We start from the raw sequence: 18,847 nt of genomic DNA on the forward strand, positions 1-18,847 counted from the left end.
GCGCACAATCTCGTGGAAGTTCGGTTCTGGGCCCCGCTCAGCGTTTGATTATACCGAGCACCTGTCAAGCCCATTCATCAACGTTTCGGTGATTTCCCTTATGAAATTTCACGGTTCCCAGAATTACGTTGCCACCCAGGATTTGATGTTGGCAGTGAATGCCGCCATCACCCTGCAACGCCCTTTGCTCATCAAGGGCGAGCCCGGCACAGGCAAGACCATGCTGGCCGAAGAAGTGGCACAGGCCCTGGGCATGCCACTGTTGCAATGGCACATCAAATCGACCACCAAAGCGCAACAGGGCCTGTATGAATACGACGCTGTGAGCCGCCTGCGCGACAGCCAGCTCAATGACGGCGACAGCGCCGAGCGCGTGAAGAACATCCGCAACTACATCATCCAGGGCGTGCTGTGGCAGGCCTTCACAGCCGATGAGCCCGTAGCCCTTTTGATCGACGAGATCGACAAGGCCGACATTGAATTTCCGAACGACCTGCTGCGCGAAATCGACCGCATGGAGTTCTACTGCTACGAGACGCGCGAACTCATCAAGGCCAAGCACCGGCCGCTGGTGTTCATCACCTCGAACAACGAAAAAGAGCTGCCCGACGCCTTCTTGCGCCGCTGCTTCTTTCACTTCATCAAGTTCCCTGAAGCCGACACGATGCGCCAGATCGTGAACGTGCATTTCCCCACGCTCAAGAGCGAGCTGCTCACCGTGGCTATGAAAACGTTCTACGACGTGCGCAACCTGCCGGGCCTGAAGAAGAAGCCATCGACCAGCGAGCTGATCGACTGGCTCAAGCTGCTGGTGGCCGAGGACATCCCGCTCGAGGCCCTGCAAAGCGCCGACAACAAGGTGGCCGTGCCCCCGCTGGTGGGCGCGCTGCTCAAGAACGAACAGGACGTGAGCCTGTTTGAAAAGCTGGTGTTCATGAACCAGCGCAACCGCTGAGGCCGGGCATGAGCGAGTCCAAGCGCCTGCTGATCGAGGGCCTGTCTGACGCCGTGGGGTTTGTGGGCGGGGCTCTGCTGGGCTTTGGTGCAGGCCTGGTGTTGGGCCTGGACATCTTTGCACCGGGCTACGGCACCCGCAGTCTGATCGGCATTGCGCTGGTGGGGCTGGGCGGCGGGCTGGGGCTGCACGGCGCCCGGCGCTGGCGGGCTGCGCAGGCCAAGCCGCGCGATTGAGCCTTGCCGCATTGCTATCAACTTAAGAGCACCCACCGCTCTACTAATCAGCGCCAGAGGCCAAAACCATGCTGATCGACTTCTTCTACACCCTGCGCGCAGCCAAGCTGCCCGTGTCCGTGAAGGAATACCTCACCCTGCTCGAAGCCCTGCAGGCGGGCGTGGTGGGCCCCAAGTCCGATGACGCGTGGGCGCTGGACGACTTCTACAACCTCTCGCGCCTCACGCTGGTCAAGGACGAGAAGCACTATGACAAGTTCGACCGGGCCTTCGGCGCCTACTTCAAGGGCGTGGAGATGGTGGCCGACTTCACCAAAGAGATTCCGGCCGACTGGCTGCGCAAGATCCTGGAGAACGAGCTGACGCCCGAGCAAAAAGCCGCCATCGAGAAGATGGGCTGGGACGAGCTGATGGAGACGCTGAAGAAGCGCCTCGAGGAACAGAAGGAACGCCACGAAGGCGGCAGCAAATGGATAGGCACCGGCGGCACCAGCCCGTTTGGCCACGGCGGCTACAACCCGCAGGGCGTGCGCATTGGCGGCGCGGGCAAGAACAAGAGCGCCGTGAAGGTGTGGGAGCAGCGCGCCTACAAGGACTACGACGACCAGCAAGAGCTGGGCACTCGCAACATCAAGGTGGCACTGCGCCGCCTGCGCAAGTTTGCGCGCGAGGGGCATGAGCTCGAACTCGATCTGCCCGACACCATCCGCAGCACCGCAGCCAATGCGGGCTACCTGGACATCAAGATGGTGCCCGAGCGGCACAACAACGTGAAGGTGCTGCTGCTGATGGACGTGGGCGGCACGATGGACGAGCACATCCAGCGCGTGGAAGAGCTGTTCAGCGCCGTCAAGAGCGAGTTCAAGCACTTGGAGTTTTATTACTTCCACAACTGCGTGTACGACTTCATGTGGAAGAACAACCGCCGCCGCTTTGCCGAGAAGTTCCCGACCTGGGACATCATCCGCAAGTACAACAAGGACTACAAGCTGATCTTTGTGGGCGACGCGACCATGAGCCCGTATGAAATCCTGCAGCCCGGCGGCAGTGTGGAATACAACAACGAAGAGCCCGGTGCCGAGTGGCTGCAGCGCCTCACCCACGCGTTTCCCAAGTTTGCATGGATCAACCCCGAGCCGCAGGGCGTATGGCAGTACCGCCAGAGCATCAGCATCATCCAGCAGCTCATCGGCAACCGCATGTTTCCGCTGTCGCTCAAGGGGCTGGAAGAGACCATGCGGCTGCTGTCCAAGTAGCCGCATAGCCCCGCCATGCGGCGCAATGCCGCTGGTGCTCACAGTCCCTGTCCTACAGAACTGCCGGGGTTTTCAGGGCATAGTGCCAGGCAGTTGCCTCCATACTCAGGCACTACTGCAACACGATTGCGGCATTGCACCCCTGACATGAATTTATCCACGCCCGTTTCTGCTGCCAGCGCGTGCACCGTGCGCAAGGCACTGCCCCATTCAACGCCGGCCCCATGGTCGGCGTTGCTGCTTTGCGGCACGCTGGCGCTGCAAGGCTGCAGCCTGTGGCCACGCCAAGCCCCCACAGACGACGAGACCCACACCACCACCGACGCAGCCACAGCGGCAGCGCAAGCAACGTTCAGCCTGGATGTCAAAGCCCCTGACACGGTGCGCGAAACGCTGGAGCGCCACCTGGAGCTGCAACGCTTTCGCCAGTTGCCCGACCTGCAGGCCGAAGAGCTGCGCCGCCTGCTGCACGCCGCCGACGCCAATGTGCGCGAGCTGCTGGGCACCCTGGGTTACTTTGCCCCGGATATCACCATCAGCCTGCGCGAAGCCCCCGCCGATGCGGCCGCTCCCACACCGCCCTATGCCGTCACCATCACCGTGGAGCCTGGGCCCCAAACGCGCATTGCCAGTGCCGACATCCGCTTCACCGAAGGTGCAGAGGCGGAGCCCGATGCCCGGGTGCGCCAGCTGGAGCGCGTGCAACGCAACTGGGCCCTGCCCGAGGGCAGCGCCTTCACGCAATCGGGCTGGTCCAGTGCCAAAAGCGCAGGCCTGCGCCAGCTGCAGGCGCGCCGCTACCCCAGCGCCAGCATCACCAACAGCCGCGCCGAGGTGGATGCGGACACGCAGCAGGCGGCCCTGTCCGTCACATACGACCCTGGCCCCGCCTACCGCTTCGGGCCGCTGAAAGTGCAGGGCAACGAACGCTATGACCCCGACGGCGCGCGCCGCCTGGCGCGGCTGCCCACCGGCACCGTGTATGACGAGGCCGAAATGCTGGATGCCCAGCAGCGCCTGGCCAGCAGCGGCTACTACGACGCGGTGTTTCTGACGCTGGACACCGACAGCCCCACCCCGCAGGCCGCCCCGGTGATCGCCCAGGTGCGCGAGGCCAAGCTGCAAAAGCTGGTGTTTGGCGTGGGCGTGTCCACCGACAGCGGGCCGCGCCTGTCCATCGACCACACGCACAACCAGTGGCCCACAGAGGGCTGGCGTGCCATCAACAAGCTCTCGCTCGACAAGAAGGCGCAGCAAATCGGCACCGGCTGGACGGCCCTGCCCGGCGAAAACGGCTGGCGCTGGTTCACCTCGGGCCTGGCGCAACGCCAGCAAACAGGCGACTACGACGTCAACAGCGTGGAAGTGCTGGGCGGGCGCAGCCAAAGCACCAAGAACATCGACCGCACCTACTACCTGCGCTACGACACTTCGCGCGCCCAGGGCCTCAATGCTCCGGCGGACAGCGCGGCCCTGAGCGTGAACTACGGCTGGACGGGCCGCTACTTCAACAGCAACACGGCCCCCACGCGCGGCTACGGCATTGCGGTGGAGCTGGGCGCAGGCGTCACGCTGCGGCCTGAACGCAACCCCTTCACCCGCACGCTGGTGCGCTGGCAATCGTTCTTTCCCGCAGGGCGGGTCGAGGCGGGCGACGGCGTGGCCCGCAGCGCCCGCATTGCCGTGCGCACCGAAGTGGGCGCCGTGCTGGCACGCGACAGCGCCGAGATCCCCGTCGCCCAGCTCTTCCTGACCGGGGGCGACACCACTGTGCGTGGCTACGGCTACCGTGCCATCGGTGCACGCACCGACAACAACCTGCTGTACGGCGGCCGCTACATGGGCGTGGCCAGCGTGGAGTGGCAACGCCCCATCGTCTACGGCGGCAACATGACCGACTGGGAAAGCACCCTGTTTGTGGACGCCGGTGCCGTGGCCGACCGCGTGGGCGACCTGGACCCGCGCGTGGGCGTGGGCACAGGCGTGCGCTGGCGCAGCCCCGTGGGGCCGCTGCAGGCCGACCTGGCCTGGGGCGTTCAATCGAAAAAGCTGCGGCTGCACTTGCGACTGGGATTCACCTTCTGATGCAGACACCACAAGACACGTCCTCGCCCACACCGCACACCCCACCCACGCCAGCCGCAGGCCCAGCCCCAACGGGCCATCCGGCCCGCAAGGTGCTGCGCTGGCTGCTGTGGGCGCTGGCAGCCCTGTGCATCACCCTGGCCTGCGTGGCCGGGGCCGCCTGGTGGTGGGCCGGGCAGTCCACATCACTGGCCACCGCCCTGACGCAAGTGGCCCAGTGGCTGCCCGCAGGCCAAAGCCTGCAAAGCCGCGACGTCACAGGCTCGCTGCGCAGCGGCGGCCGCGTGGGTTGGCTGCGCTGGAGCAGCCCCACCCTGGCGGTGGAAGTGACCGATGCCCAACTGGGCTGGCAACTGCCGCCGCTGCTGCAGCGCCAGTTGCAGCTGAGCACCGTGAGCGCGGCGCAGGTGCACATCACGCCCCTGCCACGCCCAGCCAACGAGCCCCCGCCCGCCACCGCCCCCCTGGAGCAACTGCTGCTGCCCCTGGCGATGGAGGTGCCGTTTGAGATCGCACAACTGCAATGGAGCCGGGCCGAACAAGGCTCGGAGGACCAAGCAAGTACCGCAACCGCCACCGACAAGCCCAGTGCCTCCCCACTGCAGGTGCACGGGCTGGCAGGCCAGTACCGTTTTGACGGACAGGCGCACCACCTGCGCATTGACCACCTGGCGCTGGCGCAGGGCCAGTACACCGCACAGGCCACCCTGCAAGGCGCAGCGCCCATGGCACTGCAAGCCACGGTGGATGGCACCCTCACCACAGCCCTGCCCGGCCGCACCGAGGCATTCACCGCCACGGCCCACGCCAGCCTGCAAGGCACGCTGGCCACAGCAGCAGCCCAATTGCAGTTGCAGGCGGATGTGCAGCCTGGCACCTCACTGGCAGGCACCAAGGCCCACGCAGCCGCCATGCGCGCCAGCGTACAGGCCACGGTGCAGCCCTGGGCAGCCCAGCCCGTGCAGAAAGCCCAGGCCACCCTGCAATCCGTGAACCTGGCCGCCCTGTGGCCCCAGGCCCCCGCCACCGATCTGCAGGGCACCCTGAGCCTGGGCACCACGGCGGGCAATGCCCTACAACCCGCCACCTGGCAGCTGGCGGCCGATGTGACCAACCGCCAGCCCGGCCCTTGGGACACACAGCGTTTGCCCCTGGCCCAACTGCAAGCCCAGGCCACCTACAACGGCACGCAGTGGGCAGTGCCCAGCGCCACCGCTACCGTGGGCGCGGGCCCCAACGCGGGCAGCCTCAGTGTGCAAGGCCGCTTCACGCCCGCCAGCGGCGTGCTGGAAGGAGAAGCCCGCCTGAGCCACCTGTCGCCCGCGGCGCTGCACACCGCACTCGCAGCGGCACCGCTATCAGGCAGCCTGCAGGCCAGCGTGCCGTCGCAGGCCACGCAGACCGTGCGCTTTGTGGCCGATGTGCGCGCCGCCCGCCCAGGCGCCCCAGCAAGCGCTACAGCGGGCAACGCGGCAGCCCTGCGCATCGATGCGTTCTCGGCCCAAGGCCAGTGGGACCCCCTGGACAACGGGGGCACTGCGCGCATCGAGAAGCTGAACCTGCAAGCCCTGCAACTGCAGGCCCAAGCCACCGACCTGCGCATCAGCCGGGGTCCAGCCGCGGAGGCAGTTGGACAGACGACCACACCCAGCCCCACCCCCACGCTGGCAACGCAAGGGCTGTTGAACGTGACCGTGCCCGGGACCGAGCTGCGCCTGCAAGGGCAAATGGCCCCGCGCACAGGCCAGGGCAACGGCCTGCTGCGCGTGAACGATGCGGAGCAAACCCTGCGCTGGCTGGGCCGCCTACCCTGGGTGGGCGCAGCCCTGCAAAGCGCGCTGGGCACGGCATCGGCCAAAGGCCAGGCGCAGCTGCAATGGCAGTGGAATGGCGGCTGGCACACGCTGCAGCAACAACTGCAAGCCGCCGCGCAGGGCACGGCCTGGCCCGCAGGCCAGCCTGCCTTTAGCGTGCAAGCCACGCTGAGCAGCCCCCAGCTGGAGACGGTGCTGCCAGCGGGCGCGTCCAGCAACGTCGCCACATCCATCCAATGGCGGACGGTGAAGGCTGAGCTGCAGGGGCAAATGACCCAAGCCAACCTGACAGTGGAAGGCGAGGCGCGCACCGGCACACAGCGCTGGTCGCTGCAAACCCGCCTCAGCGGCGGCCTCAGCGCCCCGGCGGCAGGCACTGGGGCGGGTGCTGCAGCAGGCTCCAGCACATGGCAAGCCCAGTGGAGCCATCTGCGCGCCCAGTGGCAAGACACGCGCCTGAGCGGCACCTGGACGGCCCAGCTCACCGAGCCGTGGAGCGTGTCGTTGCACAGCGGTGCCCCTGCGGCCAAAGTGCTTCCCAAAGAACAGCCCCGCAAAGCCGCTACCCACACACCTCTGGGCTGGGCCGTGCAAGCCACCGCAGGCCAAGCCCAGATCACAGGCCCCCTGCCCGGCACCGTGCAACTGCGCTGGCAGCCCCTGCGCCTGACCACGGTGGCAGGCGCCCTGCCCCGCGTGCAAACGCAGGGCACGCTACAGGGCCTGCCCCTGGCCTGGGTGGATGCGCTGGGTACCGAGCAGGCCACCTCCCCGGCAACCGGCACCACACCCTCGCCCACCGCCCCCACCCTGGCCCCGCAACCTTTGCTGGCCCGGCTGGGCCTGGCCACGGACATCTTGCTGGAAGGGCAGTGGAACGTAGACACCACCGACACCCCACGCGCCAGCGCCAGCCTGCGGCGCACGCAGGGCGATGTACGCATTCTGGGCGGCGATGCATCCACCGGCGTGGTCAGCCACAGCAGCGGCCAGGGGCTGGGGGCTGGCAGCGTCCAAGCGGCCACCGCTGCTGCCGCCATCAGCACGGCGGGCGTGCGCCAGGCAGAGCTGTCGGTGCAACTGCAGGCCGACACCCTCAGCGCCCGCCTGCAATGGGCCAGTGCCCGCGCGGGCGAGATCGATGCCAGTGCCAACACCCGCATCCAATGGGATCAGGGTGAGCCCCCCTGGCCTGCCGACGCACCGCTGGCAGGCACCCTGCGCGCACGGCTGCCCGACGTAGGCGTGTGGTCGGCCCTGGCCCCCCCCGGCTGGCGCGTGCGCGGCACGCTGGACGCCAACGCCACTTTGTCCGGCACCCGCAATGCCCCGCGCTGGGCAGGCACGCTGGCCGCAGATGACCTGGCTGTGCGCTCCCTGCTGGACGGAGTAGACCTGCAAGGCGGCCGCCTGCGCGCCAACCTGCGCGGCAACCAGGTGGAATTGACCGAGTTCCAGCTGCAAGGCGGGCGCGGCAGCAAAGCCCGCATCACCGGCCAAAGCGGCAACCGCACAGCAGCCCCCGACGAGCGGGGCACGCTCTCGGCCACCGGCCGCCTGGCCTGGACCGATGCCGACCCGGCCACCAATGCAGCGCCCCGCATCAGCTTGAACCTGCAAGCCCAGGCCAAAGCGCTGCAGGTGCTCGTGCGTGCCGATCGGCAGGTCAGCGTCTCGGGCAACCTGCAAGCCACGCTGGAGCAAGGCCAATTCAGCCTGACCGGCCAGCTCACCACCGACCGCGCCACCATCTTGCTGCCCGACGAATCCGCCCCCACGCTGGGCTCGGACGTGGTGGTGCGATCTGCCGCGCGCGACAAGCAGGCCCAGGCCAGCGCACAAGCCGCCGCCAAGGCCCAGCAAAAAGCCGAGCAGGCCGCACCAGAGCCCACCGGGCGCATCACCACCGCCAAGCCCCCGGTGATGGCCGTGACGCTGAACCTGGGCCGCGACTTTGCCCTGCAAGGTCACGGCATCACCACCCGGCTGACTGGCGAGGTGGAACTGCGCAGCAGCTCCACCCCCGGCGCGCCCCCGCGCGTGACGGGCGAGGTGCGCACCGAAGAGGGCCGCTACCGCGCCTGGGGCCAGGTGCTGGACGTGGAGACCGGCCTCATCCGCTTCAACGGCCCGTACAACAACCCCTCGCTCGACATCCTGGCACTGCGCCCCAACATCAGCGTGCGCGCAGGCGTGCAGGTCACCGGCTCGGCCCTGGCGCCCCGCGTGCGCCTGTACTCAGACCCCGAACTGCCCGACGCCGAAAAGCTCGCCTGGGTGGTGCTGGGCCGCGACGCCACTGCAGGCGGTGCCGAAGCCGCTGTGCTGCAGCAAGCCGCGCTGACCCTGCTGGGCAACCGGGGCCAGTCGGTCACCGCCAACCTGGCCAGCCGCGTGGGCCTGGACGAGATCGGCTTCAAAAGCGCCGCAGCCGGCGAAGACGCCAGCGCCGCCGCCCTCACCTTCGGCAAACGCCTGTCCAAGGACTTGTACGTGACCTACGAACGTACCCTGTCCGGCACCATGGGCGCGCTGTACATCTTCTACGACCTCTCGCGCCGCCTCACCCTGCGCGGGCAAGCGGGCAGCAACAGTGCGGTGGATCTGATCTACACGATGAAGTACGACTGAGAATGCAACCCTGCCCAGAGTGCATCGCTACAGCCTCTACAATCGCGCCCAATCTCTTCGTAGTTCAATGGATAGAACGAGTGCCTCCTAAGCGCTAGATACAGGTTCGATTCCTGTCGAAGGGACCAATCACCAGTCCGCCAGAGCCTATGCTCTTGCGGACTTTTTTATGGCGGCTGAACACTTCATCCGCTCTCAAGTGCTCGGCAACTCGACCAACGTCCACTCGGTTTCTTGGCGCCAGGCAATCTCCGCGCAGTTTTGAATTTGGGCAGCGGGCAATGCGCCGTCCAATGTGCACACAGACAGCACGACATCTTCACCAGCGGGTGTGCTGCCAACCCAGGATTGCGCCCGCGCCAGCCGCTGCCCAGATCCCGGCACCGCATTCGCAGGACGGCACTCAATGCGGCGTATGCGTGAAAAGTCCACCCCCGTTTCAGTGCATTTGAAGTACGACTCCTTGAGCGTCCACCACTGCAGAAACAACAGGCGCTGCTGCGGCCCCATCGCCATGGCGCTCAATTGGCGCCTCTCTTCATCGGTGCAGGCCAAGCCAGCCAATGCCAGCACATCGCGCTTGCCCGCGCGTGCATCCACCACTTCCACATCCACCCCCACAGGCTGGCGAAAGGCCGCACAAGCCAGCAGGGAAGCGCTATGGGACAAAGACAAGTGGGTGTTTGCAGCCAGGACGGCTCCATGCACCGCAGCGTTGAGCCGGGGCGGTTTGCCCTCGGGGGCATCGAGCCGCCAAGTGCTGCTTGCATGGCCATAGGCCAGGGCGAGCAGGTGGCGCAGGGCATAGCGGCACGCCATGAATTCGTGGTGCCGGCCCGGCTGGCGCATGACCGCGGCGCGAGCCAACTCGCTTGCAGTCAGCCACCCAGGCTCTAGCTGCTGCGCCGCGCCCCCCATCAAGGCCTGCGGGGCCAGCAGCAGCCGAAGACCGGGCTCTGCCTCCATCGCCGTCCTCAACGCTGGGTTATTTCGCGATGTTTGCGTAGGTTCCCTTGAGGGCCACGCCAGTCACGATGTTGCCATCGTGGCACTGGAAGGTCACCGGGTCCTTCACCGCATTGCGCTTGTAGAAGCTGTGCATGTCCACCACAGCGTTGGCACCCTTTTCCTTGGCCGATTGCTGGAACGCCATCAAGGCAGACAGTGCAGCCCATTTGCAAGCGGTGGCAGTGTCCTTGCCCACACTGTTGGTCTTCTTGTTGGAGACATCCTCACCCAGACGGGCGACCACCTTGGGGGTGTTCGCACCGGAAAGGTGGAACGCCACGCTACCGTCCAACTTGCCTTGTTCAACCCCCAATCGCACCACTTCATCCAGGGGCAATGTGATCACTTCGTCACGGGCATGGACCAAGCCCACGGCCGCGAGGGTCGCCAGCAAAACAATCGCTTTTTTCATTTTTCTCTCCCGGCCTTTCACAAAAGACCTGTTGCGTTTTTAGGGACGATTCCCGGTCTGCAAAGCAGCTAAGCCAATGGGTGCTTTACTGCCCACCAATTTGTTTGATCAAGTTCCGAACCCAACGGTTGTAGTTGGGGTGAATTTTGCGCTGCCCATCCACTTCGGCGTAATTGAGGTTGGTGCTCGTGACATACCGAACCAGGTAGCCCGAAGTGTCATAACTGACGGAGACAGTGACCTGGTGCTTGCCCTGCTTGTCGTATTGCAACTCCAGCAGTTCGGGGGTCTCTCGCACCACGGCCCACCCAAGGGATTGGCCCGCAGCAATGATGCGATCACGGCTGTGTTGCAAATCTGTAGCCTGGCTACCCACCGTCAAAATTCTGGGGGGTTCGTATAGGTCTGCCGTGCGCGCCACTGCGGCGCCGCTGGACATCGCAAGCGCCAGGAGCAAGGCACCCGTCCATCCCACTTTGCGCATAGATTTCATTTACTGATGGCTCCATCGTTTGAAGATTAAAGAGGTATTGATACCGCCAAAGGCGAAGTTGTTGCTCATCACCACTTCGGTATGCAACGGACGCGCTTCACCCATGATGAAGTCCACAGCGCCGCAGCGCGGGTCTGGCTCGACCAGGTTCGCGTTGTGTGCGAACCAGCCTTCACGCATCATCTCCAGCGTCATCCAGGCCTCCAGCGCGCCGCAGGCCCCCAGGGTGTGGCCCATGTAGCCCTTGAGCGTGCTCACAGGCACCGCATCGCCAAACACAGCATGGGTGGCATGGGTCTCCGCAATGTCGCCCTGGTCCGTGGCAGTGCCGTGGGCGTTGATGTAGCCAATGGCCTCAGGGGGCAAGCCCGCATCGTCCAAAGCCATGCGCATGGCCTGGGCCATGGTGATGGGGTTGGGGTGGGTGACGTGGGTGCCATCAGAGTTGGAGGCGAAACCAATGATCTCGGCCAGAATGTTCGCGCCACGCGCCTGGGCGTGCGAGAGTTCTTCCAGGACAAAGGTGCATGCGCCCTCCCCCAGCACCAGGCCATCACGGCCCACATCGAAGGGGCGTGGGGTCAGCTCGGGCGTGCCGTTCTTGGTGCTGGTGGCAAACAGGGTGTCGAACACGGCAGCCTGCGTCGCATCCAGTTCTTCGGCACCGCCTGCCAGCATCGCGAGTTGTTTGCCGCTTTGGATGGCCTCGTAGGCGTAACCCAAGCCCTGGCTGCCAGACGTACAGGCGCTGGACGTGGTGATAATGCGGCCCGTGGTGCCAAAGAACACACCGATGTTCACTGGCGCCGTGTGAGACATCATCTTGATGTAGGTGTTGGCGTTGATGCCTTCGGTGCTTTTCTCGGCCATCATGCGCCCGAAGTCGCCAATGGCAGCGGGCGTGCCGGCGGAGGAACCGTAGGAAACCCCCATCTGCCCGCTCTTGACGAAGGGGTCCCCCAACAAACCCGCGTTCTCCAGGGCCAGCTCTGTGGCACGCGTGGCCATCAACGCCACACGCCCCATGCTGCGCATGGTCTTGCGGTTGTAGTGCGCGGGCAGCTCAAAGGGAGCCACCGTGCTGCCCAGCTGGGTGCTCAGGCCTTCATAGTCAGCCCATTCATGCATCACGCGGATGGCATTGCGACCGCTCAGCAGGTGGCTGCGCACCGTGGCCCAATCGTTGCCCAACGGGCTCAACGCACCGATGCCGGTGACGACCACACGGCGCTTGGTAGTTCCAGGGGAAGCGTTCATCCGACCATACCTCCGTTCACCGAAATCACCTGGCGCGTCACGTACGAAGCCTCTGCACCCATGAGGAAGGCAACCACGCCAGCGACCTCATCCACGGTGCCCATGCGGCGCATGGGAATCAACTCCAGCGCATGCTCCAGCACCTCTTCGCTGACCATTTCGGTGTCAATCAAGCCAGGGGCCACGCAGTTGACGGTGATATTGCGCTTGGCCAGTTCGATGGCCAACGACTTGGTCGCACCAATCACACCCGCCTTGGCAGCGCTGTAGTTGGCCTGCCCACGGTTGCCCATGAGCGCCGAGACCGAGGCCAAGGTAACGATGCGCCCCGGCTTGCGTCGGCGCACCATGGGCATGACCACGGGATGCAGCACGTTGTAGAAGGCGTCGAGGTTGGTGTGCACCACGCGGTCCCATTCCTCGCCGGTCATGGCGGGGAAGGCGTTGTCCATAGCAATGCCTGCGTTGCAGACCACGCCGTAGTAGGCCCCATGGGCCTGCATGTCGGCCTCCAGGGCGGCCGCGCAGGCGGCGCGATCGGCCACATCAAACTGCAGCACGCGTGCGCTGCGGCCCAGGGCCTCAATTTCGGCCACGGCGCTCTGAGCCAAATCCATGCCACTGCGGCAATGCACCACGATGTTGTGGCCCGCCTGCGCCAGACGCAGCGCAATCGCGCGCCCAATGCCTCGGCTGGACCCCGTCACCAGCACGGTGGTGTCCGAAGCCGACGTAGGTGTCGTTGTGTGTGTCAGATCATTCATTCTTTGGTCCATCTACCGTCCATCTACTGCCCATCTCCCGGATGGCGATTTTTAGTGTGTTGCTGGATGCCCGATGTGTGCAGATGGGCATTGGCGTAACCCTTGCACAATGAGCGGCCCAATCTCCAGGCAAAGTCTTCGCCCACTGGATCTCTCAGGAACTTGCCGCTGGCGCAGCGGCAATGTAGGCGCCACCGTCTTCGGGCTCAAAGACCGAAACGCGCGCACTGGCCAGCTCCACGTCACCGTCTGCATGAATGCGGCAATCGAACATGCCCAGGCCGTTGTCGCCCAGCAATTCGCAGCGCACGCTGACCCTAAGGCGCTGACCCGGTGCAAAAAAGGGCTGCACTGCCTCGTACCGGCGCGAGCCCAGCAAAAAGCCAATCTTGACCGCTTGCCCTTTTTGCCGCGCGCGCCAGCCCGCCCAGGCAGCCACTGCCTGTGCCATGTATTCCATGCCGACCCAAGAGGGCATGCCTGCGTCCTGCAAAAACAAACCGTCGCGTGGCACGGTCACCTCGGCCACAGCCGTGTCCTCGTCTGCGGCAACCAGGCGGTCCAGCAGCAGCATGACGCCGCGGTGGGGTACGTAGTTTTCGATGGGAAGAAATTCGCTGCTCATCAGGTTGTCATCACTCATCAGGCGGCTGTGAACAGCAAAGCGCTGTTGCTACCGCCAAAGGCAAAAGAATTGCTCATCACGGCACGAACGGGGCGCCCTAACCGCAGACCGGGTACGACAGGCGCCAGAGAGGGTACGTCCGGGTCGGCCATGCCATCCCACCAATGCACGGGCAGCACGCCCTGCGGGTTGTTGTGCAGCACATGCCAAGCCACGGCCGCCTCCAGCGCGCCGGCTGCCGCCAAAGCGTGCCCCGTGAGCGGTTTGGTGGAACTGACCGCCACGCCATTGCCCAGCACGGCGTGCACGGCATGGCTTTCCATGGCGTCGTTGTGCGGCGTGGCCGTCCCGTGCAGATTGACGTAGTCCACGTCAGCGGGCTCCAGACCCGCGCGTGCGAGTGCCTGCCGCATGGCAGCCGCAGCCCCTTGGCCCGTGGGATCAGGGGCGGACATATGGTGCGCGTCTTGCGACTCGCCCCAGCCTGCCAAACGGACAGGCCCGGCCTCACGGCTCAGGACAAAGAAGGCCGCTGCCTCACCCAGATTGATGCCATTGCGGTGCACGGACAGAGGGTTACAGCGCTTGGCCGAAACAGCCTCCAGCGCACTGAAACCCGCCAGGGTAAAGCGGCCCAACGCGTCCACGCCACCAGCCACCACGGCATCAGCCATGCCCGCCCGCAGCAACCGCGCGGCAGACGCCAGCGCCTTGGCCCCAGAAGAACAGGCGGTAGAAATGGTATGGGCTGGCCCACGCACACCCAGGTGCTGCGCCAAAAACTCAGCCACGTTCCCCATCTCTTGCAAAGGGTAGGAAAAACCAGGAGGGAACCGCCCTTCATTGAACAAGCAGCGGGCGGCGGCTTCACCCTCTTCAATGCCGGCCGCACTGGTGCCCACGACGAGCGCTACGCGTGTGGGGCCAAAACGTGCAATGGCCTGCGCGACCGCACCTTGCAAAGCGTGCAGAGCCCCCCAGGCCAACGCGTTGTTGCGAGAGCGCTGATGCGCCGGTGCAAAGTCCAGTGCAGGCAGCTCAACACCCTCAGGCAAGCAACCCAAGGGCAATACACGGCCCGGCGAGTATTGGTCTGTCCACCGCAAGGTCTGGGGGTCGGCGTCCGCAAACAGGTGGGCACGCATGGATTCGGCATCGACCCCCAATGCGCTGTAAGCCGATGCTGCATTCAGATAAACAGCCGTGGTGACAGACATCAAACCGGCTCCTGCGCCGTAGCGCACAGTTGGGGGCCCCCAGGAGACTCCACCCGCAAAGTGAAAGGGCCCTGGGGGTAAACGATCTCCACCGCCAAACTCTCCACAAATTGCACGCGCACATACTCCTTGCCATCACGCAGCAGGCGACGGCCAGTGGCAGAGCTTTCCAATTGCCATGGTGCCCCCATTGCCGCCACAGCCTGCTGCACCACCGGCGTGGGCCAGAAGGCCAGTTGCAGATCACTGAGCACTTGCTCAGGCGTCAACTGCGCAGGCCAGTGGCGCGAAAGCTGTGTATCCCACTGCAGGCCGTCCCAGGCCATGGTGCCCATGCCCTGCCCCATCACGAAGAAGGCCAGGCGCACAGCCTGCCCATCCACCTCCAACAAGGCTTCCAATTGCTGCGCAGGCTGGCCTGGGCGCTGGACTGTCAACCGCTGCTGCACGCCCACGGTGCAGCCCAGGGCAGAGGGTGCCAACGCTAGCAAAGGTGGGTGGGTTGCGCCAGCCGATGGGCCACCCGGCAAGGCACAGCCCGCCAGCAATGCCATCGCAAAGGCCAGCAACGGCACGCATGCCCTCGCCACCACTCGGTCGGGGCTGTCAACTCGTGCTCGCTGGCGCATCATTTCGCCCCCACTTTCTTGTCGTTCGTATCGCCCATACCCGCCCGAAACAAGGGCGCTAGCACCAACACCAACGGCAAGCCCAACATCAACGTCAGGCCGAAGGCCCTGAGTGCGGGGGTTTGCGACAGACCGAGCAGACCAAAAGACAACCAGGTGCTGCCCGCGCCAATCACCACAGCAAGCCAGGCATGGGGGTCGTCTTCATGCTCCTGCAGGAAGATGCCGTAGTCGATGCCCACGCCCAGCAGCAACATGAGCGCCAGCACGTTGAACAGCTGCCAGGGCGCACCCGTGGCCGTCAGTGCACCCACCACCACCAAGCTGGCGAGCACCGTGGGCATCCAGGCGCGCCAGGCTTTGCTGCCAAAGCGCAGCCACAGAGCTGCCAGCACCAGTGCGTGCCCCAACAGCAGCAACTCGGTCATGGAGATACGGTAGCGCTGCAGCAGGCCCGATATCTCGGCCGGCTTGTCCACCCAAGCTACGCCTTCCAGGCCCTGCACGGCGCCTTCCAAAACGGGCAGCGCCTCGACACCCTTCACACCTCGCAGCATGAGCAGGCTGCGGTAGCTGCCATCGCGCTCGCCCAGCCACAACGGCCGCGCGGCTGCCGAGATGGGCTGCGCCAGCCAGGCCTGCACCGTGAGTGGTGCAGATGCAGGACTGCCAACCAGCGCAAAGTCTTCGCCCAACGCCGTGTTCACCCCCTTGAACACGGCGGTCTGGGCACGGGCCACCAACTGTGCATCGCCGTCCTGGCGCCGGGCCGATGGAACCCAATCTGACACGGCGCTGTAACCCGCCAGCACCTGGCGCGCCACCAGCGCGTCGAGCCGATCTTTGAGTTCCTCTTCTCGCTGCAGCACCTGTTCCGGCGTCTTGCCCTGCACCAGATAGAACTGCGCAGGGCTGGGCAGGCCCAGGATCTCGCTCACTTGGCGCTGCTGCGCCACCAGAGGGGTGGAGGCGTTCTGCAACTGACGCACGTCATCCTGCACGCGCAGGCCACCCAGCAGCCAAAGGAGCAGTACCAGTACCGCGCAGGCAGCCACAGAGCCAGGCAGCGCATGGCGCCAACGCGGCCAAGCCATCAGCGTCTGGCCAATGCTCTGGGCCACAGGGCTGTGCGGCATGCTGCCCCGGTCCAGCCAAGGGAACCAGCAGACCACGGTGAGCATGGCCGCAGTGAGCCCCACCACCGAGAAAACTGCCATCTGCCGCAAGCCCGGAAAGGCTGCAGCGCCCAATGCCAGATAGGCGATGGCGCTGGTGCCCAAAGCCAGCCACAGCGCTGGCATCAGCCCCCGCATGAGCCCATGCGGGCTGCGTCCGGGCGCCCCCTGGCGGCTGGCAAAGTAGTGGATGCCATAGTCTTCCGCCACACCCACCAGGCTGGCACCAAATACCAAGGTCAACAGGTGCACCTGCGCGAAGAACAGCGCCGTGACCGACAGCGCCACCGCGCAGCCCACCAGCAGCGAGACACCGACCAGCGCCACCGGCCGCAGCGAACGGAAAGCCAGCCAAGCCAGCAGCAGCACGCCAGCAAGAGAGCCCCAGCCGATGGTGTTGATCTCGCGGTTGGCCTGCACGGCCGCTGCTTCAGCGTGCAGGGGCACGCCGGCCACGACCATGCGGGCGCCAGGCCACTTCGCCTGCACATTGGCCAGCGCCTGTTGCAGCGCATGGCCCAGTACCGGCTCGCCCGAAAGGCGAAAGGCCGAGCCCTCCAGCGTGTACTGCAGTACCGACCACTGCAATCCGCCAGCCGCCACCCACAGTTCGCCGTCGCGTGGCCGCGCTTGGCTCTGCGCCCCGCGCGCAGTCCACCATTGCGTCCACAGGCCCAGGGGGTCGCTCACCCAGTCGGACAGGCGGGCCTGCACAGCAGGCTGGTACAAGTCCTGCAGCGCTTTTTGCACCATTGCGGCATCGGACGTACCCGCCAGCATGGCGCGCTGCTCGGGCGTGAGCAGGCGATCGCGCCAGGGCTGGTAGAAGCCGAGCGCGGCATCTATGGAGGTCTTCTGCGCCATGGCGTCTTCCCGCAGGAGCGCGCCAGCCCCCGCACCCAGCGACTGGCGGAACACTTGCGCAGCCGAGCGCGTCTCGTTCCATTCGCCTGTGCCCAGCAACACCACCACCTGGCGGGACATCTGCCCCACCAGTTGCTCGGTGGCCTGGGCCACGTCGGGTGCCTGCTCGTTCACCGGCAAGAGGGCCATCACGTCGGTGTCAATGCCGTCGTGCTTCCAGAACTGCCATTGGTGCACGCCCACGGCGATGGTCACCAGCAGCCAGGCCAGTGCCGCCGTGCGCCACAGCCAGCCTGGCTGGGCGTCTTGGGTTGACATGGAATTCACACGCATTGCGCTACGCCACCCTCAGTCAAACTGCGCCGCATCCTGCGGGCGCAAGGCGTTCTCTGCCACGGGGGCCGTGATGCGGATCACGCTGCTGTCGCCACGCGCCTCCTGCAGCTTGACCTCTTGCACGAACTGGTTGCCTTGCAGATCTACGGCAGCAAGCCACTGGGCCAGTGTGGGATCGCGGGGTACGAGATGCAGCGACCACCCCTTGGCCGCCACCTGCCCCGTCACCTCGAAGTGCTGGGCGAGTTCTGCCAGGTTGGCCGACATCACGGCGAACAGCATGGCATTGACGGTGCGCAGCACAGGCTCATCCTGCGCCCGCATCTGCATGGTCACCTTGCCGTCGCTGCCGCGCGACTGCAGGCTGTCAGGTTTGACGACCAGCAGCGATTCATACGGTCGCAGCACATGCCAGACGATGCCTCTGCCACGCGCCACAACAAAATCGCCGCTGGACCGAAGTGGCTGCTTGAAGCCCTTGACGGTCTTGAGCTGCTCGAAGGTGCCACGCACGACAGGGGCGTCCTGCACACGCTGGCGCACCTGGGCAAGCAGCTCCTGCGCAGCGGGCTCTGCCGCATGCACCGGAGCAAGCGCCATCGCACACAGTGACACAGCCCACAACCATGCAGCGAACCTCATGGTGCCACCCCCAACCGTTTCCACAACACAGGCGGGCAGACGAAGCACATGGCACGTGTCTGCATATCCACCGCCACCTGGATGGTGTGTGCACTGTTGACCTTGTGGCCCGTTGCAGCGTCACGCAGCAGATAGTCGATGCGCAGGCGGTTCTCCCACTCGGTGATGGTGGCACGCACCTTGAGCGTCTGGCCAAAGGTGGCCGGGCGCACATACTTGAGGCGCATGTCCACGACAGGCCATGCGTAGCCCGAATCGCGCATGCGCGGGTAGTCGTAGTTGAACTGCGCCAGCAACGCGCTGCGCGCCAGCTCCAGGTAACGCACGTAGTGGCCGTGGTACACGATCTCCATCACGTCGATGTCGTAAAACGCCGGTGTGATGTCGATCTCGCAAGTCAGCCGATCGCGCGATGCCAGCTCTTTGTCAGTCGGCATAAAAGAGCCCC

The 18,847-nt window shown here is 65.4% G+C and carries 16 protein-coding genes and 1 tRNA gene; 6 read left to right on the forward strand and 11 right to left on the reverse strand.

Annotation, left to right across the window (positions count from 1 at the left end):
* The first annotated feature begins 100 nt into the window (after window positions 1–100).
* From CLU88_RS09815 to CLU88_RS09840, 6 genes are all read left to right on the forward strand, one after another.
* Window positions 101–955, forward strand: coding sequence for a MoxR family ATPase (locus CLU88_RS09815; protein ID WP_099656433.1), 855 nt, complete (start codon window positions 101–103; stop codon window positions 953–955).
* A gap of 8 nt (window positions 956–963) precedes the next feature.
* On the forward strand, window positions 964–1,191 hold the full coding sequence (locus CLU88_RS09820; RefSeq protein WP_099656434.1) for a hypothetical protein: 228 nt from the start codon (window positions 964–966) through the stop codon (window positions 1,189–1,191).
* A gap of 68 nt (window positions 1,192–1,259) precedes the next feature.
* Window positions 1,260–2,447: a VWA domain-containing protein gene (locus CLU88_RS09825; protein WP_099656435.1), complete on the forward strand. Its 1,188-nt coding sequence runs from the start codon at window positions 1,260–1,262 to the stop codon at window positions 2,445–2,447.
* A 147-nt stretch (window positions 2,448–2,594) separates the two neighbouring features.
* Window positions 2,595–4,532, forward strand: coding sequence for an autotransporter assembly complex family protein (locus CLU88_RS09830; RefSeq protein WP_099656436.1), 1,938 nt, complete (start codon window positions 2,595–2,597; stop codon window positions 4,530–4,532).
* The gene (locus CLU88_RS09835; protein WP_099656437.1) at window positions 4,532–8,977 is read left to right on the forward strand and encodes a translocation/assembly module TamB domain-containing protein; all 4,446 of its coding nucleotides are present in this window, start codon (window positions 4,532–4,534) and stop codon (window positions 8,975–8,977) included. Before CLU88_RS09830 ends, CLU88_RS09835 begins: the two co-directional genes overlap by 1 nt.
* A gap of 53 nt (window positions 8,978–9,030) precedes the next feature.
* Window positions 9,031–9,105, forward strand: a tRNA-Arg gene (locus CLU88_RS09840).
* A gap of 67 nt (window positions 9,106–9,172) precedes the next feature.
* Here CLU88_RS09840 and CLU88_RS09845 read toward each other — a convergent pair.
* The 11 genes from CLU88_RS09845 to CLU88_RS09895 form a co-directional block, all read right to left on the reverse strand.
* Window positions 9,173–9,943 (reverse strand): 4'-phosphopantetheinyl transferase superfamily protein, encoded by a 771-nt coding sequence (locus CLU88_RS09845; protein ID WP_099656438.1) that lies wholly within the window; start codon window positions 9,941–9,943, stop codon window positions 9,173–9,175.
* 19 nt (window positions 9,944–9,962) lie between these two features.
* Window positions 9,963–10,397, reverse strand: a complete 435-nt coding sequence (locus tag CLU88_RS09850) for an excinuclease ATPase subunit (RefSeq protein ID WP_099656439.1) — start codon at window positions 10,395–10,397, stop codon at window positions 9,963–9,965.
* Between the two features lie 85 nt (window positions 10,398–10,482).
* On the reverse strand, window positions 10,483–10,890 hold the full coding sequence (locus CLU88_RS09855) for a hypothetical protein (RefSeq protein ID WP_099656440.1): 408 nt from the start codon (window positions 10,888–10,890) through the stop codon (window positions 10,483–10,485).
* Window positions 10,891–12,147, reverse strand: a complete 1,257-nt coding sequence (locus tag CLU88_RS09860; protein WP_099656441.1) for a beta-ketoacyl-ACP synthase — start codon at window positions 12,145–12,147, stop codon at window positions 10,891–10,893. It lies immediately after the preceding gene.
* Complete coding sequence (locus CLU88_RS09865; RefSeq protein WP_099656442.1) at window positions 12,144–12,911, reverse strand: 3-ketoacyl-ACP reductase FabG2; 768 nt, start codon at window positions 12,909–12,911, stop codon at window positions 12,144–12,146. The genes CLU88_RS09860 and CLU88_RS09865 overlap by 4 nt, the downstream gene beginning before the upstream one ends.
* Window positions 12,912–13,065: 154 nt before the next feature.
* Complete coding sequence (locus CLU88_RS09870) at window positions 13,066–13,554, reverse strand: hotdog family protein (protein WP_233205424.1); 489 nt, start codon at window positions 13,552–13,554, stop codon at window positions 13,066–13,068.
* Window positions 13,554–14,753, reverse strand: a complete 1,200-nt coding sequence (locus CLU88_RS09875) for a beta-ketoacyl-ACP synthase (RefSeq protein ID WP_099658770.1) — start codon at window positions 14,751–14,753, stop codon at window positions 13,554–13,556. The genes CLU88_RS09870 and CLU88_RS09875 overlap by 1 nt, the downstream gene beginning before the upstream one ends.
* On the reverse strand, window positions 14,753–15,328 hold the full coding sequence (locus tag CLU88_RS09880) for a DUF3261 domain-containing protein (protein WP_158235592.1): 576 nt from the start codon (window positions 15,326–15,328) through the stop codon (window positions 14,753–14,755). Before CLU88_RS09880 ends, CLU88_RS09875 begins: the two co-directional genes overlap by 1 nt.
* Before the next feature lie 53 nt (window positions 15,329–15,381).
* The gene (locus CLU88_RS09885) at window positions 15,382–17,739 is read right to left on the reverse strand and encodes an MMPL family transporter (RefSeq protein ID WP_099656444.1); all 2,358 of its coding nucleotides are present in this window, start codon (window positions 17,737–17,739) and stop codon (window positions 15,382–15,384) included.
* Window positions 17,740–17,769: 30 nt separating this feature from the next.
* The gene (locus CLU88_RS09890) at window positions 17,770–18,399 is read right to left on the reverse strand and encodes an outer membrane lipoprotein carrier protein LolA (RefSeq protein ID WP_099656445.1); all 630 of its coding nucleotides are present in this window, start codon (window positions 18,397–18,399) and stop codon (window positions 17,770–17,772) included.
* Window positions 18,396–18,836, reverse strand: a complete 441-nt coding sequence (locus tag CLU88_RS09895) for a thioesterase family protein (protein WP_099656446.1) — start codon at window positions 18,834–18,836, stop codon at window positions 18,396–18,398. Before CLU88_RS09895 ends, CLU88_RS09890 begins: the two co-directional genes overlap by 4 nt.
* Window positions 18,837–18,847: the final 11 nt, after the last annotated feature.

Origin of the sequence: Acidovorax sp. 56 (assembly GCF_002749705.1) — a bacterium.
Classification (GTDB): domain Bacteria; phylum Pseudomonadota; class Gammaproteobacteria; order Burkholderiales; family Burkholderiaceae_C; genus Acidovorax.